The sequence below is a fragment of the Kordia sp. genome (genome assembly GCF_022447245.1).
GTDB lineage: Bacteria > Bacteroidota > Bacteroidia > Flavobacteriales > Flavobacteriaceae > Kordia.
Genome location: NZ_JAKVBC010000006.1, coordinates 77,201 through 98,110 on the forward strand (window position 1 = coordinate 77,201; position 20,910 = coordinate 98,110).

The 20,910-nt window shown below is 33.8% G+C and carries 18 protein-coding genes and 1 riboswitch; of the genes, 5 read left to right on the forward strand and 13 right to left on the reverse strand.

Features of this window, described 5'->3' with window-relative positions; all coding sequences use genetic code 11:
* Positions 1 to 3: 3 nt before the first annotated feature.
* The 13 genes from MK119_RS05910 to MK119_RS05970 form a co-directional block, all read right to left on the reverse strand.
* Positions 4 to 882, reverse strand: coding sequence for a sugar phosphate nucleotidyltransferase (locus MK119_RS05910; protein WP_290671806.1), 879 nt, complete (start codon positions 880 to 882; stop codon positions 4 to 6).
* A gap of 7 nt (positions 883 to 889) precedes the next feature.
* Positions 890 to 1,975, reverse strand: coding sequence for a galactokinase family protein (locus MK119_RS05915; RefSeq protein WP_290671808.1), 1,086 nt, complete (start codon positions 1,973 to 1,975; stop codon positions 890 to 892).
* A complete protein-coding gene (locus MK119_RS05920; protein ID WP_290671810.1) occupies positions 1,975 to 3,333 on the reverse strand; it encodes a Gfo/Idh/MocA family oxidoreductase in 1,359 nt (452 codons plus the stop codon). The genes MK119_RS05915 and MK119_RS05920 overlap by 1 nt, the downstream gene beginning before the upstream one ends.
* A gap of 75 nt (positions 3,334 to 3,408) precedes the next feature.
* Entirely contained in the window at positions 3,409 to 4,641 is a 1,233-nt protein-coding gene (locus tag MK119_RS05925; protein ID WP_290671812.1) for a T9SS type A sorting domain-containing protein, read from the reverse strand.
* 66 nt (positions 4,642 to 4,707) lie between these two features.
* A complete protein-coding gene (locus tag MK119_RS05930; RefSeq protein ID WP_290671814.1) occupies positions 4,708 to 5,157 on the reverse strand; it encodes a hypothetical protein in 450 nt (149 codons plus the stop codon).
* 63 nt (positions 5,158 to 5,220) lie between these two features.
* The gene (locus tag MK119_RS05935) at positions 5,221 to 5,574 is read right to left on the reverse strand and encodes a hypothetical protein (RefSeq protein ID WP_290671815.1); all 354 of its coding nucleotides are present in this window, start codon (positions 5,572 to 5,574) and stop codon (positions 5,221 to 5,223) included.
* An 11-nt stretch (positions 5,575 to 5,585) separates the two neighbouring features.
* Entirely contained in the window at positions 5,586 to 5,897 is a 312-nt protein-coding gene (locus MK119_RS05940; RefSeq protein WP_290671816.1) for a hypothetical protein, read from the reverse strand.
* A gap of 11 nt (positions 5,898 to 5,908) precedes the next feature.
* Positions 5,909 to 6,481, reverse strand: coding sequence for a LacI family DNA-binding transcriptional regulator (locus MK119_RS05945; RefSeq protein WP_290671818.1), 573 nt, complete (start codon positions 6,479 to 6,481; stop codon positions 5,909 to 5,911).
* A 52-nt stretch (positions 6,482 to 6,533) separates the two neighbouring features.
* Positions 6,534 to 8,582, reverse strand: a complete 2,049-nt coding sequence (locus tag MK119_RS05950) for a family 20 glycosylhydrolase (protein ID WP_290671820.1) — start codon at positions 8,580 to 8,582, stop codon at positions 6,534 to 6,536.
* Positions 8,579 to 9,013: a hypothetical protein gene (locus MK119_RS05955; protein WP_290671822.1), complete on the reverse strand. Its 435-nt coding sequence runs from the start codon at positions 9,011 to 9,013 to the stop codon at positions 8,579 to 8,581. Before MK119_RS05955 ends, MK119_RS05950 begins: the two co-directional genes overlap by 4 nt.
* Positions 9,014 to 9,015: 2 nt before the next feature.
* Positions 9,016 to 10,947 (reverse strand): glucosamine-6-phosphate deaminase, encoded by a 1,932-nt coding sequence (gene nagB / locus MK119_RS05960; RefSeq protein ID WP_290671824.1) that lies wholly within the window; start codon positions 10,945 to 10,947, stop codon positions 9,016 to 9,018.
* 110 nt (positions 10,948 to 11,057) lie between these two features.
* Positions 11,058 to 12,638 carry a RagB/SusD family nutrient uptake outer membrane protein gene (locus MK119_RS05965; RefSeq protein WP_290671826.1) on the reverse strand — a complete coding sequence of 527 codons (1,581 nt, stop codon included), beginning with the start codon at positions 12,636 to 12,638 and terminating at the stop codon, positions 11,058 to 11,060.
* Positions 12,639 to 12,642: 4 nt separating this feature from the next.
* A complete protein-coding gene (locus MK119_RS05970; RefSeq protein ID WP_290671828.1) occupies positions 12,643 to 15,726 on the reverse strand; it encodes a SusC/RagA family TonB-linked outer membrane protein in 3,084 nt (1,027 codons plus the stop codon).
* Positions 15,727 to 15,947: 221 nt separating this feature from the next.
* On the opposite strand from MK119_RS05970, the gene MK119_RS05975 reads away from it, so the two are divergent.
* The 5 genes from MK119_RS05975 to thiS all read left to right on the forward strand — a co-directional run bounded on the left by MK119_RS05975 (position 15,948) and on the right by thiS (position 20,897).
* Entirely contained in the window at positions 15,948 to 17,000 is a 1,053-nt protein-coding gene (locus tag MK119_RS05975; protein WP_290671830.1) for a histidine kinase, read from the forward strand.
* Positions 16,997 to 17,719 carry a LytTR family DNA-binding domain-containing protein gene (locus tag MK119_RS05980; RefSeq protein ID WP_290671832.1) on the forward strand — a complete coding sequence of 241 codons (723 nt, stop codon included), beginning with the start codon at positions 16,997 to 16,999 and terminating at the stop codon, positions 17,717 to 17,719. The genes MK119_RS05975 and MK119_RS05980 overlap by 4 nt, the downstream gene beginning before the upstream one ends.
* Before the next feature lie 20 nt (positions 17,720 to 17,739).
* On the forward strand, positions 17,740 to 19,059 hold the full coding sequence (locus MK119_RS05985; RefSeq protein WP_290671833.1) for a sugar MFS transporter: 1,320 nt from the start codon (positions 17,740 to 17,742) through the stop codon (positions 19,057 to 19,059).
* Positions 19,060 to 19,074: 15 nt separating this feature from the next.
* Positions 19,075 to 20,169, forward strand: coding sequence for a heparan-alpha-glucosaminide N-acetyltransferase domain-containing protein (locus MK119_RS05990; RefSeq protein WP_290671835.1), 1,095 nt, complete (start codon positions 19,075 to 19,077; stop codon positions 20,167 to 20,169).
* Between the two features lie 339 nt (positions 20,170 to 20,508).
* Positions 20,509 to 20,604: riboswitch (TPP riboswitch) on the forward strand.
* Positions 20,605 to 20,693: 89 nt separating this feature from the next.
* Positions 20,694 to 20,897, forward strand: coding sequence for a sulfur carrier protein ThiS (gene thiS / locus MK119_RS05995; RefSeq protein ID WP_290671837.1), 204 nt, complete (start codon positions 20,694 to 20,696; stop codon positions 20,895 to 20,897).
* Positions 20,898 to 20,910 lie beyond the last annotated feature (13 nt).

A 20,910-nucleotide genomic window follows, 5' to 3' on the forward strand; every position in this document is an offset into this window, starting at 1 on the left:
GTTTTATGCTAAGTTCCAATCTAAAGTTTTATAATGCTTGGCTAAGTAATTTTTAACAATGGCAATATCATCTTTTGCTGTTAAATCAGGAACATGTTCCGAGAATGGAATGCCTACAACAGTATTTGGATGTTCTTTAATCATGTTTAGCAAAGCCGTCGGCAATTCTTTTTCGTTTCTGGTAACATGTATTGGACAGTTTTTGAGATATTTTAGAAAGGTGGAACCTTTGAATTTAAAGATATTCATACTCACTCGCAATACGCCAGAAGCATCTTTATAACCATCAACTGCTGCCAATTCAGGTTTTTCAATAATGTCTACTAATTGATTTTCAGGATTCAATTTAGCCAATGCAAAATGTGCAACTCGTTTTGTAGAAAACTCCAAAGCATCTCTATTGTATGCTATAAAAGCATGATCGCTCGTCGTTTTTCGTAAAGCTAAAAATGCCTCAGTAGTATATAAATTGTCACTATTGCAAACCGTATAAGAATAAGTATTCAATGCTGGATATTGCATCACTGCTTGATATACAGCATCAGCCGTACCAAAAGGTTTGGTTCTTTCTTTCGGAATATGTTGTGTTGCAAAAGAAACATTGAGTCCATGAAAATCATTGTTTTTTTCTTTACTTCCATAGAACTTTTTAAACAGTTCACTTTGTTTTCCAACAACTATATAGATGTTTTTGTAGCCAGCTTGTTTTGCATTGTACAACAAATAATCCAGTATTGGTCTTCCATCAGGAGTTAGGCTGATAAGGCTTTTACTGCGTTGATTGGCTTCTGCAATTTCTTGCACACTTAAGTTATTACCTGTAGTTTGCTTTTTCATTCGTGAAGAAGCGCCACCTGCTAATATGATTAAGTTTGTATGCATGTTTCTGCTAATTATATGCTATTCTGGCACCTATATCAATAGATACTAAATACGCATCAACAGCTCCTGCTTGTTTGATGCTATCAATTATTTGTTGTTCTTTTCCTTCTGGAGCTATGGCTACTATGCTTCCTCCTTTTCCAGATCCTACTATTTTTGTGCCCAACGCTCCTGCATTCATAGCGGCATCAACCATATTGTCTATTCTTGGAACCGTAATGTGTAATAAGTCTCTCAATATTTCATGATGTTGATACATCAAATCACCTATTGTTTTATAATTGAGTACTTCTTTTTGAAATTCAACCAATGCTTTTTGCGTAATCAAATAATTTAAAACAGCGGCACGGAAATACGGCTGTAATGTTGTGGCTAAATAATTTTCATAGGTTTCTAAATTACTTTTTTGAACATTTCGTATGTCAAAATAGGCATCAAATTCTTTTACTTTTTCAATGGATAGTATCGCGTTTTCTTTTAACTCTTTTAGTGTACCTAAAGTGTCTTTAGGAATGCCTGATTCTCCGATAATCAGTCCAGGTAGTTTTTTAGGAATGGTTTCATAAGCTGAGCTTTCGTCCGTTTCTAAGTAGATAATATTACCCAAACTAATACTATATTGATCCATTTTTCCACCAGATGATTTTTGCTCAACAACTTCTGCTTCATAGGCTATTTGCGCAATAAATTCTTGGGTTATTTTTTGATTACATCCAAATGCTTCTAGCAAAAATTGTGTCCAAGCTACGACAACTGCCGAAGAACTCGAAAGTCCCGCGTTTATGGGAATTGTTCCTGTAATGGTAATATCGAATCCTTTATTTGGAATACAGTCATACTTTTGTAACACTTTTAAAACTGCCAAAAAGTGATCTCCAATGACATTTGTATTTTCTGTCACCACATCAATTTGCAGCATTCTTTTTTCATTAATATCTGGTTTAGATATATTGAAAAATTCTGAATTGTTTTCTACTGCTACTAATCGTATGGATTTATCAATGGCACATGCAATGACTGGTAAACCTAAATAGTCTTGATGATCGCCAAAAAGACAAGTTCTTCCAGGAGCTAGTGATACTATTTCCTTCATTAGTATGTATTTTTAATCCAATTGTATGGCGTTCGTTTTACCCACATTCCTCGTGTAAAATCTGGAAAATCCTGTGGAGCTCCATTGTTTTCTATAGAAGCTTCCGAAAGTGGTGTAATAGCACTCCACGCTGCTGCATCATATGCATCTAATGGTGGGGCAATATTTTCTTTGGCAGATTCAACAAAAGCATTTAACACAAAAAAGTCCATTCCGCCATGGCCAGAACCTGCTGCATAATCTCCATATTTTTGCCATAATGGATGATCATATTTTTTAAGCCATTCATCAGCAACATCCCAACGATGTGGTTCTGATTTTCCCTCTATATAGATTCTATTTCCATCTACTTCCCAAAGACCATTGGCACCTTGCACTCTAAATCCTAATGAATACGGTCTTGGTAAATTACAATCATGCGTTACAATAATCGTTTCTCCTTTGGCCGTTTCAATCGTTGTAGTAATGACATCACCTTGCTTGAATTTTACTTTGGCATTCGGATGATCTTCTCCGCCGTGTTTTACAATGTAATTATGAAGTCCAATAGCTTTTGTAGCGTTTGAGGTTAAGGATACAAAACGATTTCCTCTGTTGATATCACACATCGTTGCCACTGGTCCAACACCATGTGTAGGATATACATCTCCATTTCTTAGCACGGAATGTTGTGTACGCCATTTAGATTCTGAGATTCCTTTTTCTCCAAATTCAACACCTTTTCCATACGGTGTTTTTCCATCATTTAGTTTTACAAAGCGTAAATCATGTTGGTAACCGCATCGAAAGTGCACCAATTCACCAAACACATTTTGGCGTACCATATTCAGTACTGCCATGACGTCTCTACGGTAGTTTACATTTTCAAGAATCATTAAATGACTTCCTGTAGCTTCGTGTGTATTTACCAAATCCCAGCATTCTTCTAAGGTATTGGCTGCCGAAACTTCTAAACCTGTGTATTTTCGGGCTTTCATAGCATCTACGGCCATTCTGGTATGCCATAACCAGGGTGTTGATATGATGACAGCATCTACTTCTTTTACGTTTAAAAGATTTTTATAATCATAATCCGATTTGCCAAAGACTTTCGGTTTTTTAAAACCAGCTTCATTAATCTTTTTTAAGGCTATTTCTATTCGTTTTGGATCAATATCACAGATAGCAGTGACTTCAATATCCTTGCGTTGTAAAGCGTTATTTAGATGATTTGTTCCTCTGAGTCCTACACCTATAAAAGCTAGTTTCAGTTTTTGTTTGTCAGCATTTAGTACAGATCCAAAAGCAATATTGGGAACCATAGAAATACCTACTCCAGCAGCGGCTACTTTTTTTATGAAATTTCTTCTCGATTTCATTCTCTTTTTTTGGTTTGGTTAAGATGTCTATAAAACTAGGGAATTAAATGAGAAGTTTGAAATGTTACACAAAAACTACTCTTTTATAAACTTCCTTGTTTCATTACTGTTTTTAGCATACAGCTTTACAAAATATACACCTGCACGTAATTTGTTTACAGCTATTACTTCTAGATTATTATTTTTTGTAAGTACTAATTTTCCATTGACATCAAAAATTTCGATGTTGATTAATGGATGTGTTTCGCTTATAATGTGAATTTCATTTTTCACTGGATTTGGATAGATTTTAACGGTATTAATAGTAGTATCAGAAACACTTAAAGAAATTATACTTATTGTTCTGGTATATGTGTGTTCTTCTCCGCATTTTGTGACTGTAAGCGTAACTGGATAATCACCAACTGCTTGATAATTATGTACTGGATTCTCTTCTGTTGAAGTTGTGTTATCTCCGAAGTTCCATGTTAGATTTTCATATTCATTATCAGAAGTAAATGTTACTTCATTGTTATTAGTGGTATGATCAAAATATGCTGTAAAGTTCCAAGCGTTTAAGTCGTCAAAAACAACTGTTTTAGCAGCCATTTTTATAGCATTAGCAGTAGTGGTAGGCAAAGAAGAATTCCAAGTAATAAGCGTTGGATCTTTTTTGTAAATCATGGTGTAAAATGTACAAGCTGCTGCATACGAACCAGCTAGAGAAGGATGAGAACCATCTCCTGAATATAAATCAACATTTGGCAGATTGGCACGTATATAACGCCAAACAGCTCCAACAGGAGATACTTGCGCATTGTTTTGTTCTGCCATCAAAATATACGTGGCTTTGATTGCGTCATCCATACCTTCGTACGTACACACCCATGGAATAGTTGCACAGTTATTTACATCGCCATTTTCTCGTCCCCATGTCATGTAAAATAAAGGTAATGTACAAGCATTATTTGTACGTATAGCATTAATTAACGTTGCTGCATGCGGATATAATTCGGCTTCCATTTGCGCTTGTCCCCATGAAGTTTCCTGACTCTGAGCTTGCAAAGTGACATAATCCCAATTGTCTGCATTAATTTTATTCATCGTTGTGGTATTGGAAGCATGATTCATTAAGCGATAAGCCCCAGGAGTATTGGAGTCATAAATAAGTGTATTTCCAGTACTATTCGCCATGTTGCTTATCATTGAAGGCAAATTATTAGATGCCGTATAACTGTTTCCTAAGAATAATACCTTTTTAGTGTCTTGTGCAATTAGTATGTAAGAAGATAGAATAAGCGTAAGTAATACTAGTAATTTTTTTGTCATTTGGGTTGTTTTGCTAATAAAACACTTATCTAATCTTTTATCCTACTTATGACTTTAAAATTTAAATTAATTTAGTTCTACGTGAAAATTATCTTCACGCAAGTGATGAATTAAATTTTCCATGGGTCTTCTTACAAAACTGGTTGCTAACAAGCCTTTTTTAGCCAGTTCATTGTTTATAAAATCTCTTCCATGATACGCAATAGAACCTACAAAATGTAATGGGACTTTTTTGAGTTCATCTCGATATTGTAGAATATGATTTTCTATAAATTTTTCCATGCCTTTGGCGAGTAATTTGGCAATGTATGGATGTTCTTCATTTTCAAACATGAATTTTGCAAATTCAGCTAAGTACTTATTTGGTGTCGCAGATTTGTACAATTTGTCAATGACTTTCTTCTCTTTTAAGTTGAAAGCAGCTCCAAAAGATAACCGTAATTCTTCGGGCATTTTTTTATAGTAATAGCCTTGTAGTAATTTTTTACCGAAATAATTCCCACTTCCTTCATCCATCACAATATATCCTAGCGATGGAATTTTTGTATGTGTTTTTTTTCCGTAAAAATCGCAGCAATTTCAACCTGTTCCAAAAAAACCCACGACCGCAGGTTCGTTGGTTGTTGCCCATACAGCAGCCATAATATCTTCTCTTACAATTGATTTAGCGTTTGCAAAGAATGTATTTAAAATATGCGCTACTTTCCCTTGATTTTTCTCAGTTCCACAACCTGCTCCAAAAAAACAAACAAATGTAACTTCATCTTTATATGCAGCTAGTTTTGAATTTTCTGTAATGATTTTTTGGAGTGCTTTTTTTGATAATATGGTAGGATTTAATCCTTTGGTACGGATTCGTAACGGTTGTTTTTCTTTGTTTTCATACAATATCCAATCGCACTTTGTAGAACCGCTGTCTGCTATTAATACCATTTTTTTTAGGTTTAAGAATTTTTTGCTAGTAGATTGTACACAGACATGATTTCTTCAATCATATCAATGCCTTTTTGAAGCACTTTGCTTTTTAAATGAATTTCAGCTACTACAGCAGTTTCATTTTTCGTATCACTTTTAATGTGAAACTTTCCTTCTGGAAAGAACACATGCAATCCATTGGATTCATCTTGTAAATACAAATCGAATTCGCCACTTACCCAATTTAGAAACTTGTCATACCGCTTTAAAGATGAAAACGTGGTTTTTCTGATAAGTTCGTGATACGGATTTGTATATGATATGTTGGTTTCGCTGTCCACTTTTTATTGTTTTAAGCACTTAAGTTTAGTTGCTCGTTTTCAATTTTCCTCAATAGTTTTTTTACACAGTTTTGTCCAGTTTTAAACCCATCTTTTTGAGAACAAGCATTGTTTTTTTGGACTTCACCAGAAGAAAATTTGATATTGTTTTTTATATATACGACAGGCAATCCTTTTTCCGTAACACTTTTAATATGCGCTACTTTTTTTGATGTTTCAGTTTGCTTTATAGAAGAAAATATCAAGCCATCAATAATATTACTTTCCGATAATAATTTGGTATATGCAATTTCTTTTTTGTAGTCGTTACACGATTGATATACCATTATTTTATAGTCATTTTTAGAAGATTCTTCCGTAATTCCTATTAAAGACTCTAAAAAGAATGTGTCTTTTAAATCGGGTAAAATCACGCCTAAAATCAAACTCCTTCTGTTTCGCAATGCAGAAGCAATCACATTGGGTTTATAGTTCAGAGATTTTGCTACTTGATGTACTTTCTCTTTGGTAGCAACACTGATTTCTGGACTATCATTTAACGCTTTTGAAACGGTAGAAACGGACAACTCTAAGATTGTTGCCATATCTTTTAGTGTAACATTTGTATGTTTTTTACTTGAGTTGAACATCTTTTTATTATTTAACAAGATACTTTGCTTCACAATACAGCAAGAGTTTTTGCAAAGCAGCTACGATTACTACTTCTGTATCAGCAAATGGTTCTTTGAGTTGTTTGATATAGTTTTCACATTGACTAAATTCTTCCTTTGTCATTTTTTTGTTTTGAAGCGATGTCTGCAAAGATTTAGAAAGAGCCGCTAGGTTTTGAGATAGCGGTTTTAAAGGCTGTAGTATTGAATTGTTGGAAATTTTCTGGAATGCTTTATGATTTTCAGTCCATTTCGCTAAATATTCATTAATTATAAAAGATGCGTCACTATTTTTATCCTTGAGATATTGTGTTACATTTTTATTAAAAGCAACAGCATCTTTGGCATCTGCAACACAAGCATCTGCAAATAATGTAAATGGAGAAAACGATTTGTATTCTGTTCCACCTTTATTTCGAGAATACACTTTTAAAGGTTCGCAAATGTTTGATAAAGTAATTAATGAAGTGATGTCTTTGCCTTTGGTCATGTTTCGTAAAATGACATCTTTATTACGAATATGTGTGATTCCTAATTCTTCTAATTGTAAACTCACTTTTTGAAGTCTACGCTGCATATTATCGACATCTGTTACTTCTTTTGCAGACCAATAACGTTCTGCAATGGCAGCAGTTCTTGGCCAAATTCTAGAATCTATAGTTAGTGGCGTTACCAATTCGCTCCACATGGTAGTTTCGGCTCCTAAGATTCGTTTGCGTTCTGCTTTTGTCAATACCGCATCACCTATAGGATCTACTGTATAATGATGTTTTACAGAAAGCATTCGGTCAATATAATATCCATTAGAAAGCACCGTGCTGTATCCTTTTTTGGCAGCTTCAATAAGCGTACTACTTTTTAAACCTTCGTGAGTACCTCTCCACGAATGAATTACAGCTGTTTTGGGCATGGTAGGCGTCATGATTTCATCCCAACCCATCAACTTTTTGTCTAGTTTTTTCAATATTTTTTCCAGTCGAATATTAAAAAAGGTTTGTAAATCATGGTTCGTTTTTAGATTGTTCTTCTTCTTAAATGCTGTAATTTCTTTGCTTTCTGTCCAATGCTTTCCTTCGTTTTCGTCACCACCAATGTGGAAGTATTCATCAGGAAATAATGGAGCGATTTCAGTAAAGAGTTTTTCTAGAAAAACATATGTTTCTTCTTTTATTGGATTTAACGTAGGATCAAAAACGCCTGCATATCTTTCGATACTATAGGTATAATTATCCTTACTTCCCAGTTCAGGATATGCAGATAAGAAAGCAGAAGCATGACCTGGCACATCAAATTCTGGGATGACTCTGATTCCTAAATCTGAAGCATATTGTACCACATCTTTTATTTGTGCATGTGTATAATACAATCCGTCTGAAGCTAATTCTTGTAATTTTGGATACGTGTTAGACTCAACTCTGAATCCTTGATCGTCGGTTAAATGCCAATGAAAAACATTGAGTTTTACAGCAGCCATCGCATCCAAATTTCTTTTTATAACTGAGACAGGTTGAAAATGTCTGGCTACATCAATCAATAAACCTCGCCAAACAAATCTTGGCGTATCTTGAATAGTAACTCCGGGAAAGTAATTTTCAGTATTTGAATATGTCGTTAATTGTAATAAGGTTTCTAAAGCTCTTAAAGCACCAACATCCGTTTTTGCTTGTATGAGAACTTCCTTGTTTTTTATGTCTAAATTATAAGATTCGTCTTGATTAATTGTTAAATCTGAAACTGTTTGAAAATCAATTTTAATGGAAGCTGTGTTGTTTTTAGTAGGAAAACCAGTGTTGATAAAGACTCCTGTTCTATCGGCTAATCTTCGTAAAAATTTAGTTGTTGCTTTTTGTACTCTTCCTTTTGAATCGTTTCCAAGAATGGCTACTGTAAGTGCTTCATTGATGCTAAATTTAGAATTATTTTCTTGGATTTCTTGTGGCCAAGGCATTAAGTTATACTTCTCTGACAATGCATGTTGAGAAGCTGCAAATTGACTAAAAAGTCCAATGATTATGATGAGAATAATTCTATTCATTTCTTTAGTTTGATGTATGTTTCTGTGATATGTATGTTAATCCCTGCTTCTTCTATCTTTTCAAATCCAGATTGAATCAACGTGTCTCCCTTGAATTCAACAGTAAAAGAGAATCTATGATTTTTAATAGCTTCAACCGCTGTAAAATTCAAAGTTTCGGTATAGTGTTTTCCTTGTAAAGTATAGGTGCCAGCACCACAGTAAAAATTAGCATTGCTATTGTTTTCTTGATTGAAAAAAGCAAAGTGATTTTTATTGATAATTTTTATAAACGTTGTATTTGTTAAGTCTTTATGTTTGATACTATCGCCTTCAAATGTTTGGGCGGCTATCATTTTCCATGTACCTTCTATACGGGTTTCTAGTGCTTCTTTTTTTGTACAATTGCAAAGAACCAATAGTATTGTAAAAAGAGTAATTCCTCTTTTCATTTTTAAAAATGATAGCGTTTAAAGGCTTCAATAGCTGCATAATCTGCCAATCCTAAATCGTTGTATTTTTTAGCAGTCAATCTATTTCGGTCTTCGGCTCTTACCCAAAATTCTCTGGAGTCGTCACCTTGAAACATCACGCCATCTTTTTGCGATTGATGATAAAAGATTGCATGTCGTTTTTTTAGTATTTGATCAGGACTCATTGGTACTGCCATTTCTATTTCGTATGATTCCCATTCGTGCCATGCACCGCGATACAACCAAACCCAACAATCGTCCATGTAATCATTGCTTTTTAGTTCTTCTAAGGTTATAAAGAGTGCATCTAAACATACTTTATGCGTTCCATGCGGATCGGCTAAATCGCCTGCAGCATATATTTGATGTGGTTTTATGTCATCAATGATATCTTTCATAATTTGGATATCATTTTGAGTTAGGTTTCCTTTTTTAATGGTTCCTGTCTCATAAAATGGAAGGTTTAAGAAATGTACATTCTTATCTTCTAATCCAAGGTATCTCGTTGCGGCTAATGATTCGCTTCTACGGATTGAACCTTTTAATTTTCGCACATCTAAGGAATCTACACTGTCATTATCTTTTTTGTTGTTTAAAAAGTTGATAATTCCATTTACATTTAACGAACTTGGCTCTAAGTTTTTAGCGATTTCTGCAAATTTTAGTGCTTCTTCATCAGATACTGCAATATTTCCAGAGGTTTGATATGCTATATGCACCTCATGTCCTTGTTCTACCAAACGGTCGAATGTTCCGCCCATGGAAATTACATCATCATCAGGATGTGGACTAAAAATGATGATTCTTTTTTTAGCAGGAAATGCACGTTCGGGTCTTTTGGAATCGTCTGCATTTGGTTTTCCTCCTGGCCAACCTGTAATGGTATGCTGTAACTTATTGAACATTTTTATATTCATGTCATACGCAGAACCTTCTTCCGTTAATAGACCTGACATTCCATTGTCGTTATAGTCTTTGTCCGTTAATTTTAGAAAAGGTTTTTCAAGCAATTCACTTAACCAAACCACCGCTTTTAGTTTTAAATCTTCAGTCCATACACATGAAGTTACCAACCAAGGTGTTTTGACACGTGTCAATTCAGAAGAGGCTTCTTTATCTAAGATGAAGGTTGTGTTTTCATGCTGTTGTAAATACGTTGCTGGAACGTTAGCACTGATAGTACCTTCTATGGTTTGTTTGATGATATCGCTTTTGTTAATTCCCCAAGCCAATAGGATGATTCTTTTTGCGCTCAGCACCGTACCAATTCCCATAGTAATGGCTTTTCTTGGCACATTGTCAATTCCTAAAAAAGCAGGCGCAGCATCTACACGCGTTAAATGGTCTAAGGTAATGATGCGCGTTCCTGAGTTTAAGTGCGAACCAGGTTCATTAAATCCTATATGTCCTGTTCTTCCAATTCCTAACAATTGAAAATCTAATCCACCAACATCTTTAATTTTGAGTTCATAGTCAATACAGTATTGATATAAATCTTCTGCACTTACTTTTCCGTCTGGAATATTGATGTTTTCTGGCAAAATATCGACATGGTTAAACAGATGTTCATGCATGAAGTAATAATAACTTTGAATATTACTTCTATCCATAGGATAATATTCGTCAAGATTGAATGTAATTACATTTGCAAAGCTTAAGCCTTCTTCTTGGTGCATTCTTACAAGTTCTTCATATACTTTGATAGGCGAAGAACCTGTAGCTAACCCTAAAACACATGGTAGGTTTAAGAGTTCTTTTTCTCTGATTAAAGAAGCAATTTCTTGTGCAACAAGAATAGACGCTTCATTTGAAGTTTCAAAAATGACATTATGTACTTTTTCAAAACGTGTTTCTTCAAACTTCCCTGCTTTGGTGTAAGAAATGTTTTTGTAATCTGCAAAATCGACTTCCATTGGTATTATGTTTCCTTTTTATATTAATTTGTAGGGTAAGACAACGGGGACTCAGAACCTAAGTCCCCGCTGAATAAACTAATTAAACTTGAAATATGAGAGCGTTATTTTTAAAAGTTAGGTCCTCCAGTGTCCCACCATAAGCGTGTTCCACCATTATCAGGACCGCCTAACAATCCTACAGCAACTTCTACGTTAGCACTGTTGGTATTGCGTTCGTTTTCTACGAAATTGATTCTTCTGATTTGAATGTTTGTATCAATAGTTCCACCGCTGTTATTTACAACTACAGGGTAAATTCTTGGATAACCTGTACGTCTGAATTCACTCCAAGCTTCTTGTCCGTCAGGGAACATTGCAATCCATTTTTGCGTAATGATTTGTTCTAGTTGTTCTTCATTGGTTCCTCCTGCATTGTAAGCTATTTTTACATCGCTTCCATACGCTATATCATTTACAGGGAATAATGCATCTACAAAATCATTAGGTGTGCTTGTATTGTCTGCTAAATAGTCTGAAATTCCTGAAACTCCATGTTGTGTAAACGATGCTGTAACACCAGCTTCATAGTTAGCTTGTGCTGTACCAGCTCCTGCCCAACCTCTTAAAGCTGCTTCTGCTTTTAAGAAATGTACCTCAGCAGCGGTCATCCAAGTGATAGTTTCACCATTGATAACACTACCAATAGATGCATGATCTAAGTACTGTGCTTTTGATTCAATATCAATACCCATACGGATTCCTTTGTAATCTCCTGCAAGAGATTCATCTACAGAAGGATTGAAGTATTTTTCTATTCTTCCATCATTATATCCTGTTAGAATAGATTCCATCTCTGCGCCCATTCTAATATCTCCCCAAGAACCGCTAATTACTGTGATAGGATGAGGGAAACCTGTATTTACAACCATATCTTCAGTTTCTAATAAACCTGCATTACTAGCTAAAGCTAATTCTCCTTGTGTTTTGGCAAGTGTTGGGTTTATTTTTGAAATACGGATTGCTAATCGTAATCGTATGCTGTTTGCAAATTGTCTCCATTTTGAAATATCTCCCGCTAAGGTTGATTTGTCAAAAGGAACAAATTGAACATCTGCTGTAAAAGCTTCTAAACCATCGATTGCAGCACCTAAATCATCAAAAAATGCTTGATAAGCTACATCTTGAGCGTCATATTCTCCTGTGGTTGCAAAATCATCAAACTTTGTATAACGTATTGGGCCGTATATATCAGACACACGATGCATTGCTGTTACTTTGATAATGTTTGCTAAATGCACAAATTTGATAGCGTTGTCATCTCCAGACAAGGCTACAGCATTTTTAATATTCAATGCTTGTGGCATTACATTTTGATAGGCATCTGCCCATGGGAAACCATTCCATCCGTCAACAAGCGAATAGGTCATATTGTTTACATTTCCAGCAAAAGGCGTTGGTGGTGTCATGTATCCTGAATACACATCTCCAATAAGACCTTGTTGTAATTGATAGTTCCAAGCTGGAGTTGCGTTAAATACATTTAGGAACATAGGCTGAAATTCATTCCCTACATTATTGTTCATTTGGGTTAGACTTTCTTCAGTTATCCCATTTGGATCTGTATTGATGTCTTGAAAGTCATCCGTACAGTTTGATAAACTCATTACCGCTAAAATGGCAAGCGAGTATTTTATAACTATTTTCTTCATTTTCTTAGAAATTTACATTAATGTTTAAACCTATGCTTCGTGTAGAAGGTTGACCATATATATCAACACCTTGTAATCCTATTCCTGTACTTGAAGCAATATTTGGATCAAATGGAGCATCTTTGTATATAAAGAAAAGATTGTTTGCAATTACGGATAAGCTAACGGATTCAAAGAATTCGCTTTTTATTGGCACTTTGTATCCTATCGATAATTCTCGTAAGCTAACATTGGTTGCATCGTATACATATTCTCCTAATAAACCTGCTCTACCACCTGTTTTTGTGTAATAATCTTGCGCAGTCATTTGAAGTTGGTTTCCGTTAGTATCTACAACATTGATCATTCCGCCATTGTTGTTTCTTGCATCGGCAGTTGCTTGCGATACTCCATAGAAATCATTTACAGCTTCAGTAACACTTACTACATCTCCTCCAAATTTTCCGTCAATTAAAAAGTTTAAGGTAAAATCTTTATAAGTAAATGTATTGCTCCATCCTAAAGTAAAATCTGGTTGTGCTTGTGCTACTGTTTCGAAGTCGGTAGCTTCAATGGTTAAGTTTCCACTTCCATCGTCAGTCACTACAGGTAATCCAGCAGCATTTCTAACCACAGAACGCGCACGGATGCTTCCGAATTCTTCTCCAGCAATTAATGAATATCCATATCCATTTACCCCTGGAGCAGTGATAATAGCCTCTCCATTATCCAATGATGGATGTACAGAAACTACTTCGTTTTTGTTGGACGCATAGTTTAAGGTTGTATTCCAGTTGAAGTTGTCACTTACATACGGTTTTGCATTCACAATCAATTCAATACCTTTATTTGTGATTTCACCTGCATTTACAATATTTTGGGTATATCCTTGAATATTTGGTTGTGCAGCGATAAAGAATATTTGATTTTCTGTAGTAGAACTATAGTATGTAAAATCGATTCCTAATCTATTTCCAAAGAATCTCCACTCTGTTCCAATTTCGAACGACTTTTGATTTTCTGGCTCTAAGGTTTCTCCTTCTCTAGGTGCAAATGTTGCTTGGTCAGCAGAACCTGTATTGCTAATAGTTCTTAAAGGAACTGTTGCATACGCAGGAATGTCTTTACCAACTTCTGCATATGATGCTCTAATTTTTGCGAAAGAGATATATTCTGGCATTTCAAACATGTTTGATAAAATACCTGTAAGTCCGACAGAAGGATAAAAGAAAGAACTAGATGCCGTGTTCACTAAAGTTGAAGACCAGTCTGTTCTTCCTGTGACATCTAAGTATAACATACCTTTATAACCAAGATTGGCTGTACCAAAAACAGATTGTACTTCTCTGTTGGTTACACTTTGCGAGATATTGTTGGTTTGTACAAAGTTAGCAATAGTAAATTCGTTAGGAAAACGTAAACCTCCGTTTGTACCTGAATCTAAAGTTACTCTGTCACCGATAGAATATTTAGTAAGACTTGTTCCGAAAGTAACACCAAAATCAAAATCTTCTGAGAATTGTTTTGTATAGCTTCCTATTAAGTCAACATATTGCTGAGTGTTTTCTGTTTTTTCAAGAATGTATCTTCCTGTGTCTGGCACAAACGTTAAATCACTTCCTGCGTACATTCTTTTGTCAAACGTAAAGAATGACTTATCAAAACTCCCTCTTGATTGCAGTGAGAAGTTATCGCTTATTTGATATTTTACACTTACACTTGCTAACACTCTTTGTGCAATATCTTTACTTGGATTACGATGAATTAACCAATATGGGTTTTGCTGAATATTTTCATCAAAAGAAGTTGCATATTGATCCATCATATTTGTTGCATTATTAAAATACTCAAATTGTTTGTATGCATTCAAATCTATTCCTACTGGATTGAGATACAAACCAGTTAATGGATTAGAATATAATCCGTTTGTAGGTCTATTCCATATTCTTTGATCAGATAGGTTTATGTTTGCAGAAACCTGTATTTTGTCATTTAGGAAACTTGCTGTCTCTCTTAGATTCAATACATTTCTATTCAACCTATTTCCTGGCATTACTCCACCTGCATTGGTGTTGGCAAATGAAAAATACGTTTGTGCTTTTTTGTTTCCTGCACTTATAGAAATAGCATTAATAGAAGTTACACCTGTTTCAAAAAAGTCATCAACTGTATTTGACAAACCTCCTGCTCTTGGCCCCCAAGATTTAGGATCGGTAACTCTTCCGTTTTCTGCAATTGGTTCTCCTACTGATAACGACTGATATTCAGTTTGTAATTCTGGCAATGAAACAACATCATCAATAGTTAAGGTTGAACTAAAATTTACATTGATCTTACCTTCTTTTCCAGTTTTAGTTGTAATAAGAATTACACCATTGGCACCTTGACTACCATATAAAGCAGCTGCAGAAGCTCCTTTTAACACAGAAATACTTTCTACATCATCAGGGTTGATAAGTGAAGTAATGTCTCCTCCATCTCTGTTACCAATTTGGCTACCAAAAATATCTCCTCCAGGCTGCGCACCATTACCATTATTAAGCATTGGCACACCATCAATTACATATAAAGGATCGTTATTAGTGGTAGAAGAATTACCTCTTAACACAACTTTCGTAGATCCACCTGCTCCTGATGAGCTTCTGGTAATTGCCAATCCAGCAGTTTTTCCAGATAAACTATTAATAGGATTTACTTGCTTCACGCGAGTTAAATCATCTCCTTTCACATCTTGTGCGGCATACGTTAGTGTTTTTCTTTCCTTCTTGATACCAAGTGCAGTAACAATTACAGCATCTAATGCTTCTTGGTTATCTTCAAGTTCTACGTTAATGACATTTGAATTCGCAACAATTACTTGCTTTGTAGTCATTCCAATAAAAGAAAATGTAAGTACATCTCCAGGAGATGCTTTGATAGAGTATTTTCCATCGAAATCTGTTTGTGCTCCTTTTGTAGTTCCTTCAACTGATATATTAGCTCCAGGGAGCGGCATACCATCTGATTTGGAAGTTACTGTACCAGTAATCTCCTTTTCCTGAGCAAAAGAATATTGCACAGACAGTAGAAAAAAAGAAAACAAAAATAACACTCGTAAATTTTGTTTCATAATGTTGGTTATTTACAATTTAATGACCCCAAAGTATTTCAAACAAAAATAATTTGGAAAAAAAATATATAAACAACATCATTTTACATATAGACGACAACGAATTAAAGACTAACGATTTTCTCAAAATAAAGAATAATCAAATTTATTGTTAATTAATTATTATATCATTAAAATTGTCATATAAAATCAAGGATTCATTATCAAAATTTTTCAAAAACGTGCTCACATCTGTCTTTAAAGAAAGTTCCAATCATACCATACCAAGAAAGTATCATATTGCTTTTTGGCTAGGTTATTTTACACTTAATTTTATAAGATGGGGAAGCTATTATCAGGATTATTGGTATTCTTTAAAATCAAATTTATTAACAGTATCTATAGGAGCTGTGCTGGTATATGTCAATATTTATTTTTTATTCCCAAAGTTTATTTTAAATAAAAAGTACGCAAGCTATATATTTTATTTTTTTCTGACACTGAGTATTTTTTACATCATACGAACTGAGTTGATTTATGCATTGATTAACGAAAATGTTTGGCCAGAATCTGATACACCTCAAAAAGCATATTCTTTTAATCATATTATAGTTGTTTTTATGATTGGAATTTATGATGTAGCATTAGTAACTACTTTAAAATTAACGACCGATTGGATTTTTGAGCGAAAAAGAACAGAGCGATTGAAAGAAGTACAAATGCGAACAGAATTGAATCTTTTAAAATCTCAAATTCAACCACATTTTTTCTTTAATACGCTCAATAGTTTATATGCCTTGGCTATTAATAAATCGGAAGATACACCGCGTGTAATTTTGAAATTATCTGACATGATGCAGTATGCTTTATATGAAGTCAAAGGATCAAAAGTTGGATTATTAAAAGAGATAAATCATATTAATAATTATATAGATATTGAAAAAATGAGATTCAATGATCGTATAGAATCCAATATGAATATTACAGGAAATATTGATGATGTTGAAATTCCTCCGTTACTATTTTTATCATTTGTAGAAAATTGTTTTAAACACGGATTAAAAGGAGTTGATAAAATCAATATTGATATCAGTTTTGAAATTACAAAGAAAAATCACTTAGAATTTAAGCTCGTGAACAATTTTAATGCTGATACCAAAGAAGAAGAAAATCACGGAATAGGAATTATGAATTCCGAAAGAAGATTAACGTTGTTATATGACAATGATTTTGTTTTAGAGACTCATGTAGAAGATAACACATACAATTTATTTTTAAAGATTCCAGTACTATGAAAATTAAGTGCGTTATAATAGATGATGAACATTTGGCGATTCAGGTTATCGAAAATCATTTAAAGAATTTTGATCATGTTGAAGTCATAGCCACCTTTAACAATCCGCTAAAGGCATATCCGATTTTAGAACAGGAAAAAATTGATGTGATCTTTTTAGATATCAATATGCCACAAATGACAGGTTTTAAGTTTATAGAAAACTTAAGCTACAAACCACTCATAGTTATTACAACTGCTTACAGAGAATATGCTGTAAAAAGCTTTGAACTGAATGTGTTGGATTATTTGGTAAAACCTATTCCTTTTGATCGCTTTTTAAAAACGATCAATAAAATATATCAACAAGTGTACATGAATAATGTTACTTCAGATGTAGGATTACAACAAGAACCACACATTTTTTTGAAAGTCAACAAGAAATTGGTCAAAGTAAATTTCAGTGATATTTTATTCATAGAAAGTCTAAAAGATTATATCAAAGTAAATACGACTATTGGCGACTATGTAGTACATAAATCGCTTTCTGCCATTACAGAAGAATTACCGCAATCTAGCTTCTTAAGAATACACCGATCTTATACAATATCGATCAACAAGATAACCGCTTTAGAGGGGAATACAGTTGAAATTTTAAACAAAAAAATACCTATTGGCAGAAACTATCTTAAAATCACCAAACAACGCATTTTCAATATTAATGACGATACTAAAAATTAACTAATCTCCAATATTATAAAATGTCTACAACTTCCGATACACCAAAAAAGTCAACATTAGTTCCTATTGTAATCATCGCAGGTTTATTCTTTGTTTTTGGGTTTGTTACCTGGATTAATGGCGCGCTAATTCCTTATATGAAAACCATTAACGAGCTAACCGACTCTCAATCATATTTAGTAGCTTCAGCTTCGTATATTTCTTTTGTTGTCATGGCACTTCCGGCTTCTAATATTATTAAAAAAATAGGTTTTAAAGGAGGCATGTCATTAGGTTTATTAATTATGGCAGTTGGTGCTTTAATTTTTATTCCAGCAGCAAATGCAAGAACCTATTGGATGTTTTTAGTCGCTATTTTTATTCAAGGAATCGGTATGACTTTATTACAAACTGCTTCTAACCCTTACATCACTATATTAGGACCTATAGAAAGCGGAGCCAAACGAATTGCTATTATGGGAATTGCCAATAAAGTAGCAGGCGCTTTGGGTTCTGTTATTTTTGGAGCTATTTTATTAACAGGTATAGATGATGTAAAAGAAAAATTAACCACCATTAGTGAGGTAGAAAAAGATCAATTATTAAATAGTACTGCAGATGGTGTTGTGATGCCATATATTATCATGGCAATTGTACTTGTTATTTTAGGTGTTTTAATTAGAAAAGCGCCTTTGCCAAATGTAGAAGCAGCTCCTTTAGAAGAACCAAAAGATGGCGAAAAGTCAAAAACCAGTATTTTTCAGTTTCCACATTTGTGGTTAGGTGTTTTAGCATTGTTTGTATATGTAGGTGTGGAAGTCATTGCTGGTGATACCATTATTGCCTATGGAATTGCATTAGATATTCCTGCCGATCAGGCAAAATTCTTTACATTGCTGACACTTATGGCAATGGTATTTACTTATGCTTTAGGTGTCTTTTTAATTCCAAAATATATAAGTCAGGCTTTTGCCTTAAAAGCAAGTGCATTTTTAGGAATTGCACTTTCAATAGCCATAGTATTTATGAGCGGGTTTACTTCTGTCCTTTTCGTAGCTGCTTTAGGATTTGCCAATGCGTTGGTATGGCCAGCAGTTTGGCCTTTAGCCTTAACAGGATTAGGGGAATTTACAAAAACAGCTTCCGCTTTGCTAATTATGGGAATTTCTGGTGGCGCTGTGTTGCCTCCTTTGTATGGAGCATTAGTAGATAGTAAAAAAGAATATTTGATCACTGACGGAGTTGAAGAAATAGTAGCTACAGCCGAAGCAGCATCTTATGGATATTGGATATTATTGCCGTGTTATGTGATTATTTTATACTATGCTTTTTGGGGACATAAAGTGGGACTTAAAAAATAGTAATGCATTTGTCATATGAGAAAAGAAAGAATTGCTTCCGTTGATATTTTAAGAGGAATTACTGTAGTAGCAATGATTCTGGTCAATACTCCCGGGACTTGGTCACATGTGTATCCTCCGTTATTACATGCAGAATGGCATGGCTTAACACCAACTGATCTGATATTTCCTTTCTTTTTATTCATTGTCGGAATTTCTATAGCATTTGCCTATAAAAACAAACCTAAAACGGTATTAACCTATAAAAAGATTTTTATTCGGAGTTTAAAACTTATTGGGTTGGGATTATTTCTCAACCTATTTGTACCGTATTTACCATTCATCACAGATTTGGAAACCATGCGAATACCAGGTGTTTTACAACGTATTGGGATTGTGTTTTGTATTTCTGCCATATTATACCTGCATTGCAATTGGAAAACACTCCTAGGTGTATCAATAGTTACTTTAGTGGTTTATTGGAGTTTTTTAGGGTTCTTCCCTTTTTCTGATGGAACCCTACCAACTTTTGACAGAGCTCCAAATAATTGGGTAAATTATATAGATCTTAGTCTGTTGGGACAACACACATGGAAACCAGATTATGACCCTGAAGGTATTTTGAGTACTATTCCTTCTATCATAACTTGTGTATTAGGTATTTTAATTGGTAAAATATTGATGAGTTATCTACATCGAAAAGAAGCGTTACTTTTCTTAATCGCGATAGGTCTGCTTGCAATCGGATATATTTTTAGCTATTGGTTTCCTATAAACAAAGCGTTGTGGACTAGCAGTTTTGTGTTAGTTACTTGTGGCTGGGCAGTTTTAACTTTATCAATAATTTATTTTATAACTGACGTACTACATTTAAAATTTGGAGCCGTTTTTAAATATGTTGGTACCAACGCAATTACCATTTATTTCTTGTCCAGTTTTATCTCTAAAGTATTTTATTTGACTAAAGTTGGAGAAAATGACAATATACACTCATCGCTTTACAATAACTTATTTGTTCATTCTTTTTTGAGTGATCAAATGTCTTCACTGCTTTATGCGCTAGCTGTTGTATTGTTTTATATACTTCTTGGGTATATTTTATTCAAAAAGAAAATTATTATTAAAGTTTAATTTAAAATATCGCAAGTAACCTAGCAAAAAACTCAGTAAATACTGAACACTTTGATGTTGAGTCCATTCACTAGATTTAAATGTTTAAACCTTTGTTTCTTACTATTTTTAGTGCTTACTTTCAATCGTTTTTTTGATAAAATACTTGATTGTTTTTAAAAAATTCGGAGGTATATTTTCTGCTTTTTCTTTACCATATATACCATTATCATAACTAAACTCAATAATCATAGTATTTCCTATTGGTTTAATTTTTAAATTAAAAATATTTAAATTATAAAGCTACTTGAGCGAATTAAAAGTTTAGCATGTATACTTATAAATTCACTATATTTGCATCGTAAACTTTAGGAGTAGCTAGAATTTCTAGTTTGAGACATATCCTTAGAACCTGATTTGGTTAATACCAACGGAGGGAAAAGTCACGGTATACACTACTGCAATTTTATATTTCTACTACTTTATTGTTTACGTTATATACATGATTGATATATCAATCTGTTCATTATCATATTTTAATAAAAATGATTACTGTAAACATAAACCAAAAACAACACCAAACCACAGAAAACTCTAGCCTTAAAGAGATGCTAGTAAGACTAAACATTACTACCCAAGGTATTGCCGTGGCCATTAATCAAAATATTATTGCTCAAGAAAACTGGGATGCTCAAAAATTGCATCAAGGAGATGATATTTTAATTATTACTGCAACTCAAGGAGGTTAAAGCTTTTATTTTA

Bases quoted from the DNA above. Each gene is read 5' to 3' on its own strand.
- MK119_RS05910 (WP_290671806.1), bottom strand. From the start codon at position 882: ATGCATACAAACTTAATCATATTAGCAGGTGGCGCTTCTTCACGAATG.
- MK119_RS05915 (WP_290671808.1), bottom strand. From the start codon at position 1,975: ATGAAGGAAATAGTATCACTAGCTCCTGGAAGAACTTGTCTTTTTGGC.
- MK119_RS05920 (WP_290671810.1), bottom strand. From the start codon at position 3,333: ATGAAATCGAGAAGAAATTTCATAAAAAAAGTAGCCGCTGCTGGAGTA.
- MK119_RS05925 (WP_290671812.1), bottom strand. From the start codon at position 4,641: ATGACAAAAAAATTACTAGTATTACTTACGCTTATTCTATCTTCTTAC.
- MK119_RS05930 (WP_290671814.1), bottom strand. From the start codon at position 5,157: ATGGATGAAGGAAGTGGGAATTATTTCGGTAAAAAATTACTACAAGGC.
- MK119_RS05935 (WP_290671815.1), bottom strand. From the start codon at position 5,574: ATGGTATTAATAGCAGACAGCGGTTCTACAAAGTGCGATTGGATATTG.
- MK119_RS05945 (WP_290671818.1), bottom strand. From the start codon at position 6,481: ATGGCAACAATCTTAGAGTTGTCCGTTTCTACCGTTTCAAAAGCGTTA.
- MK119_RS05950 (WP_290671820.1), bottom strand. From the start codon at position 8,582: ATGAATAGAATTATTCTCATCATAATCATTGGACTTTTTAGTCAATTT.
- MK119_RS05955 (WP_290671822.1), bottom strand. From the start codon at position 9,013: ATGAAAAGAGGAATTACTCTTTTTACAATACTATTGGTTCTTTGCAAT.
- nagB (WP_290671824.1), bottom strand. From the start codon at position 10,947: ATGGAAGTCGATTTTGCAGATTACAAAAACATTTCTTACACCAAAGCA.
- MK119_RS05965 (WP_290671826.1), bottom strand. From the start codon at position 12,638: ATGAAGAAAATAGTTATAAAATACTCGCTTGCCATTTTAGCGGTAATG.
- MK119_RS05970 (WP_290671828.1), bottom strand. From the start codon at position 15,726: ATGAAACAAAATTTACGAGTGTTATTTTTGTTTTCTTTTTTTCTACTG.
- MK119_RS05980 (WP_290671832.1), top strand. From the start codon at position 16,997: ATGAAAATTAAGTGCGTTATAATAGATGATGAACATTTGGCGATTCAG.
- MK119_RS05985 (WP_290671833.1), top strand. From the start codon at position 17,740: ATGTCTACAACTTCCGATACACCAAAAAAGTCAACATTAGTTCCTATT.
- MK119_RS05990 (WP_290671835.1), top strand. From the start codon at position 19,075: ATGAGAAAAGAAAGAATTGCTTCCGTTGATATTTTAAGAGGAATTACT.
- thiS (WP_290671837.1), top strand. From the start codon at position 20,694: ATGATTACTGTAAACATAAACCAAAAACAACACCAAACCACAGAAAAC.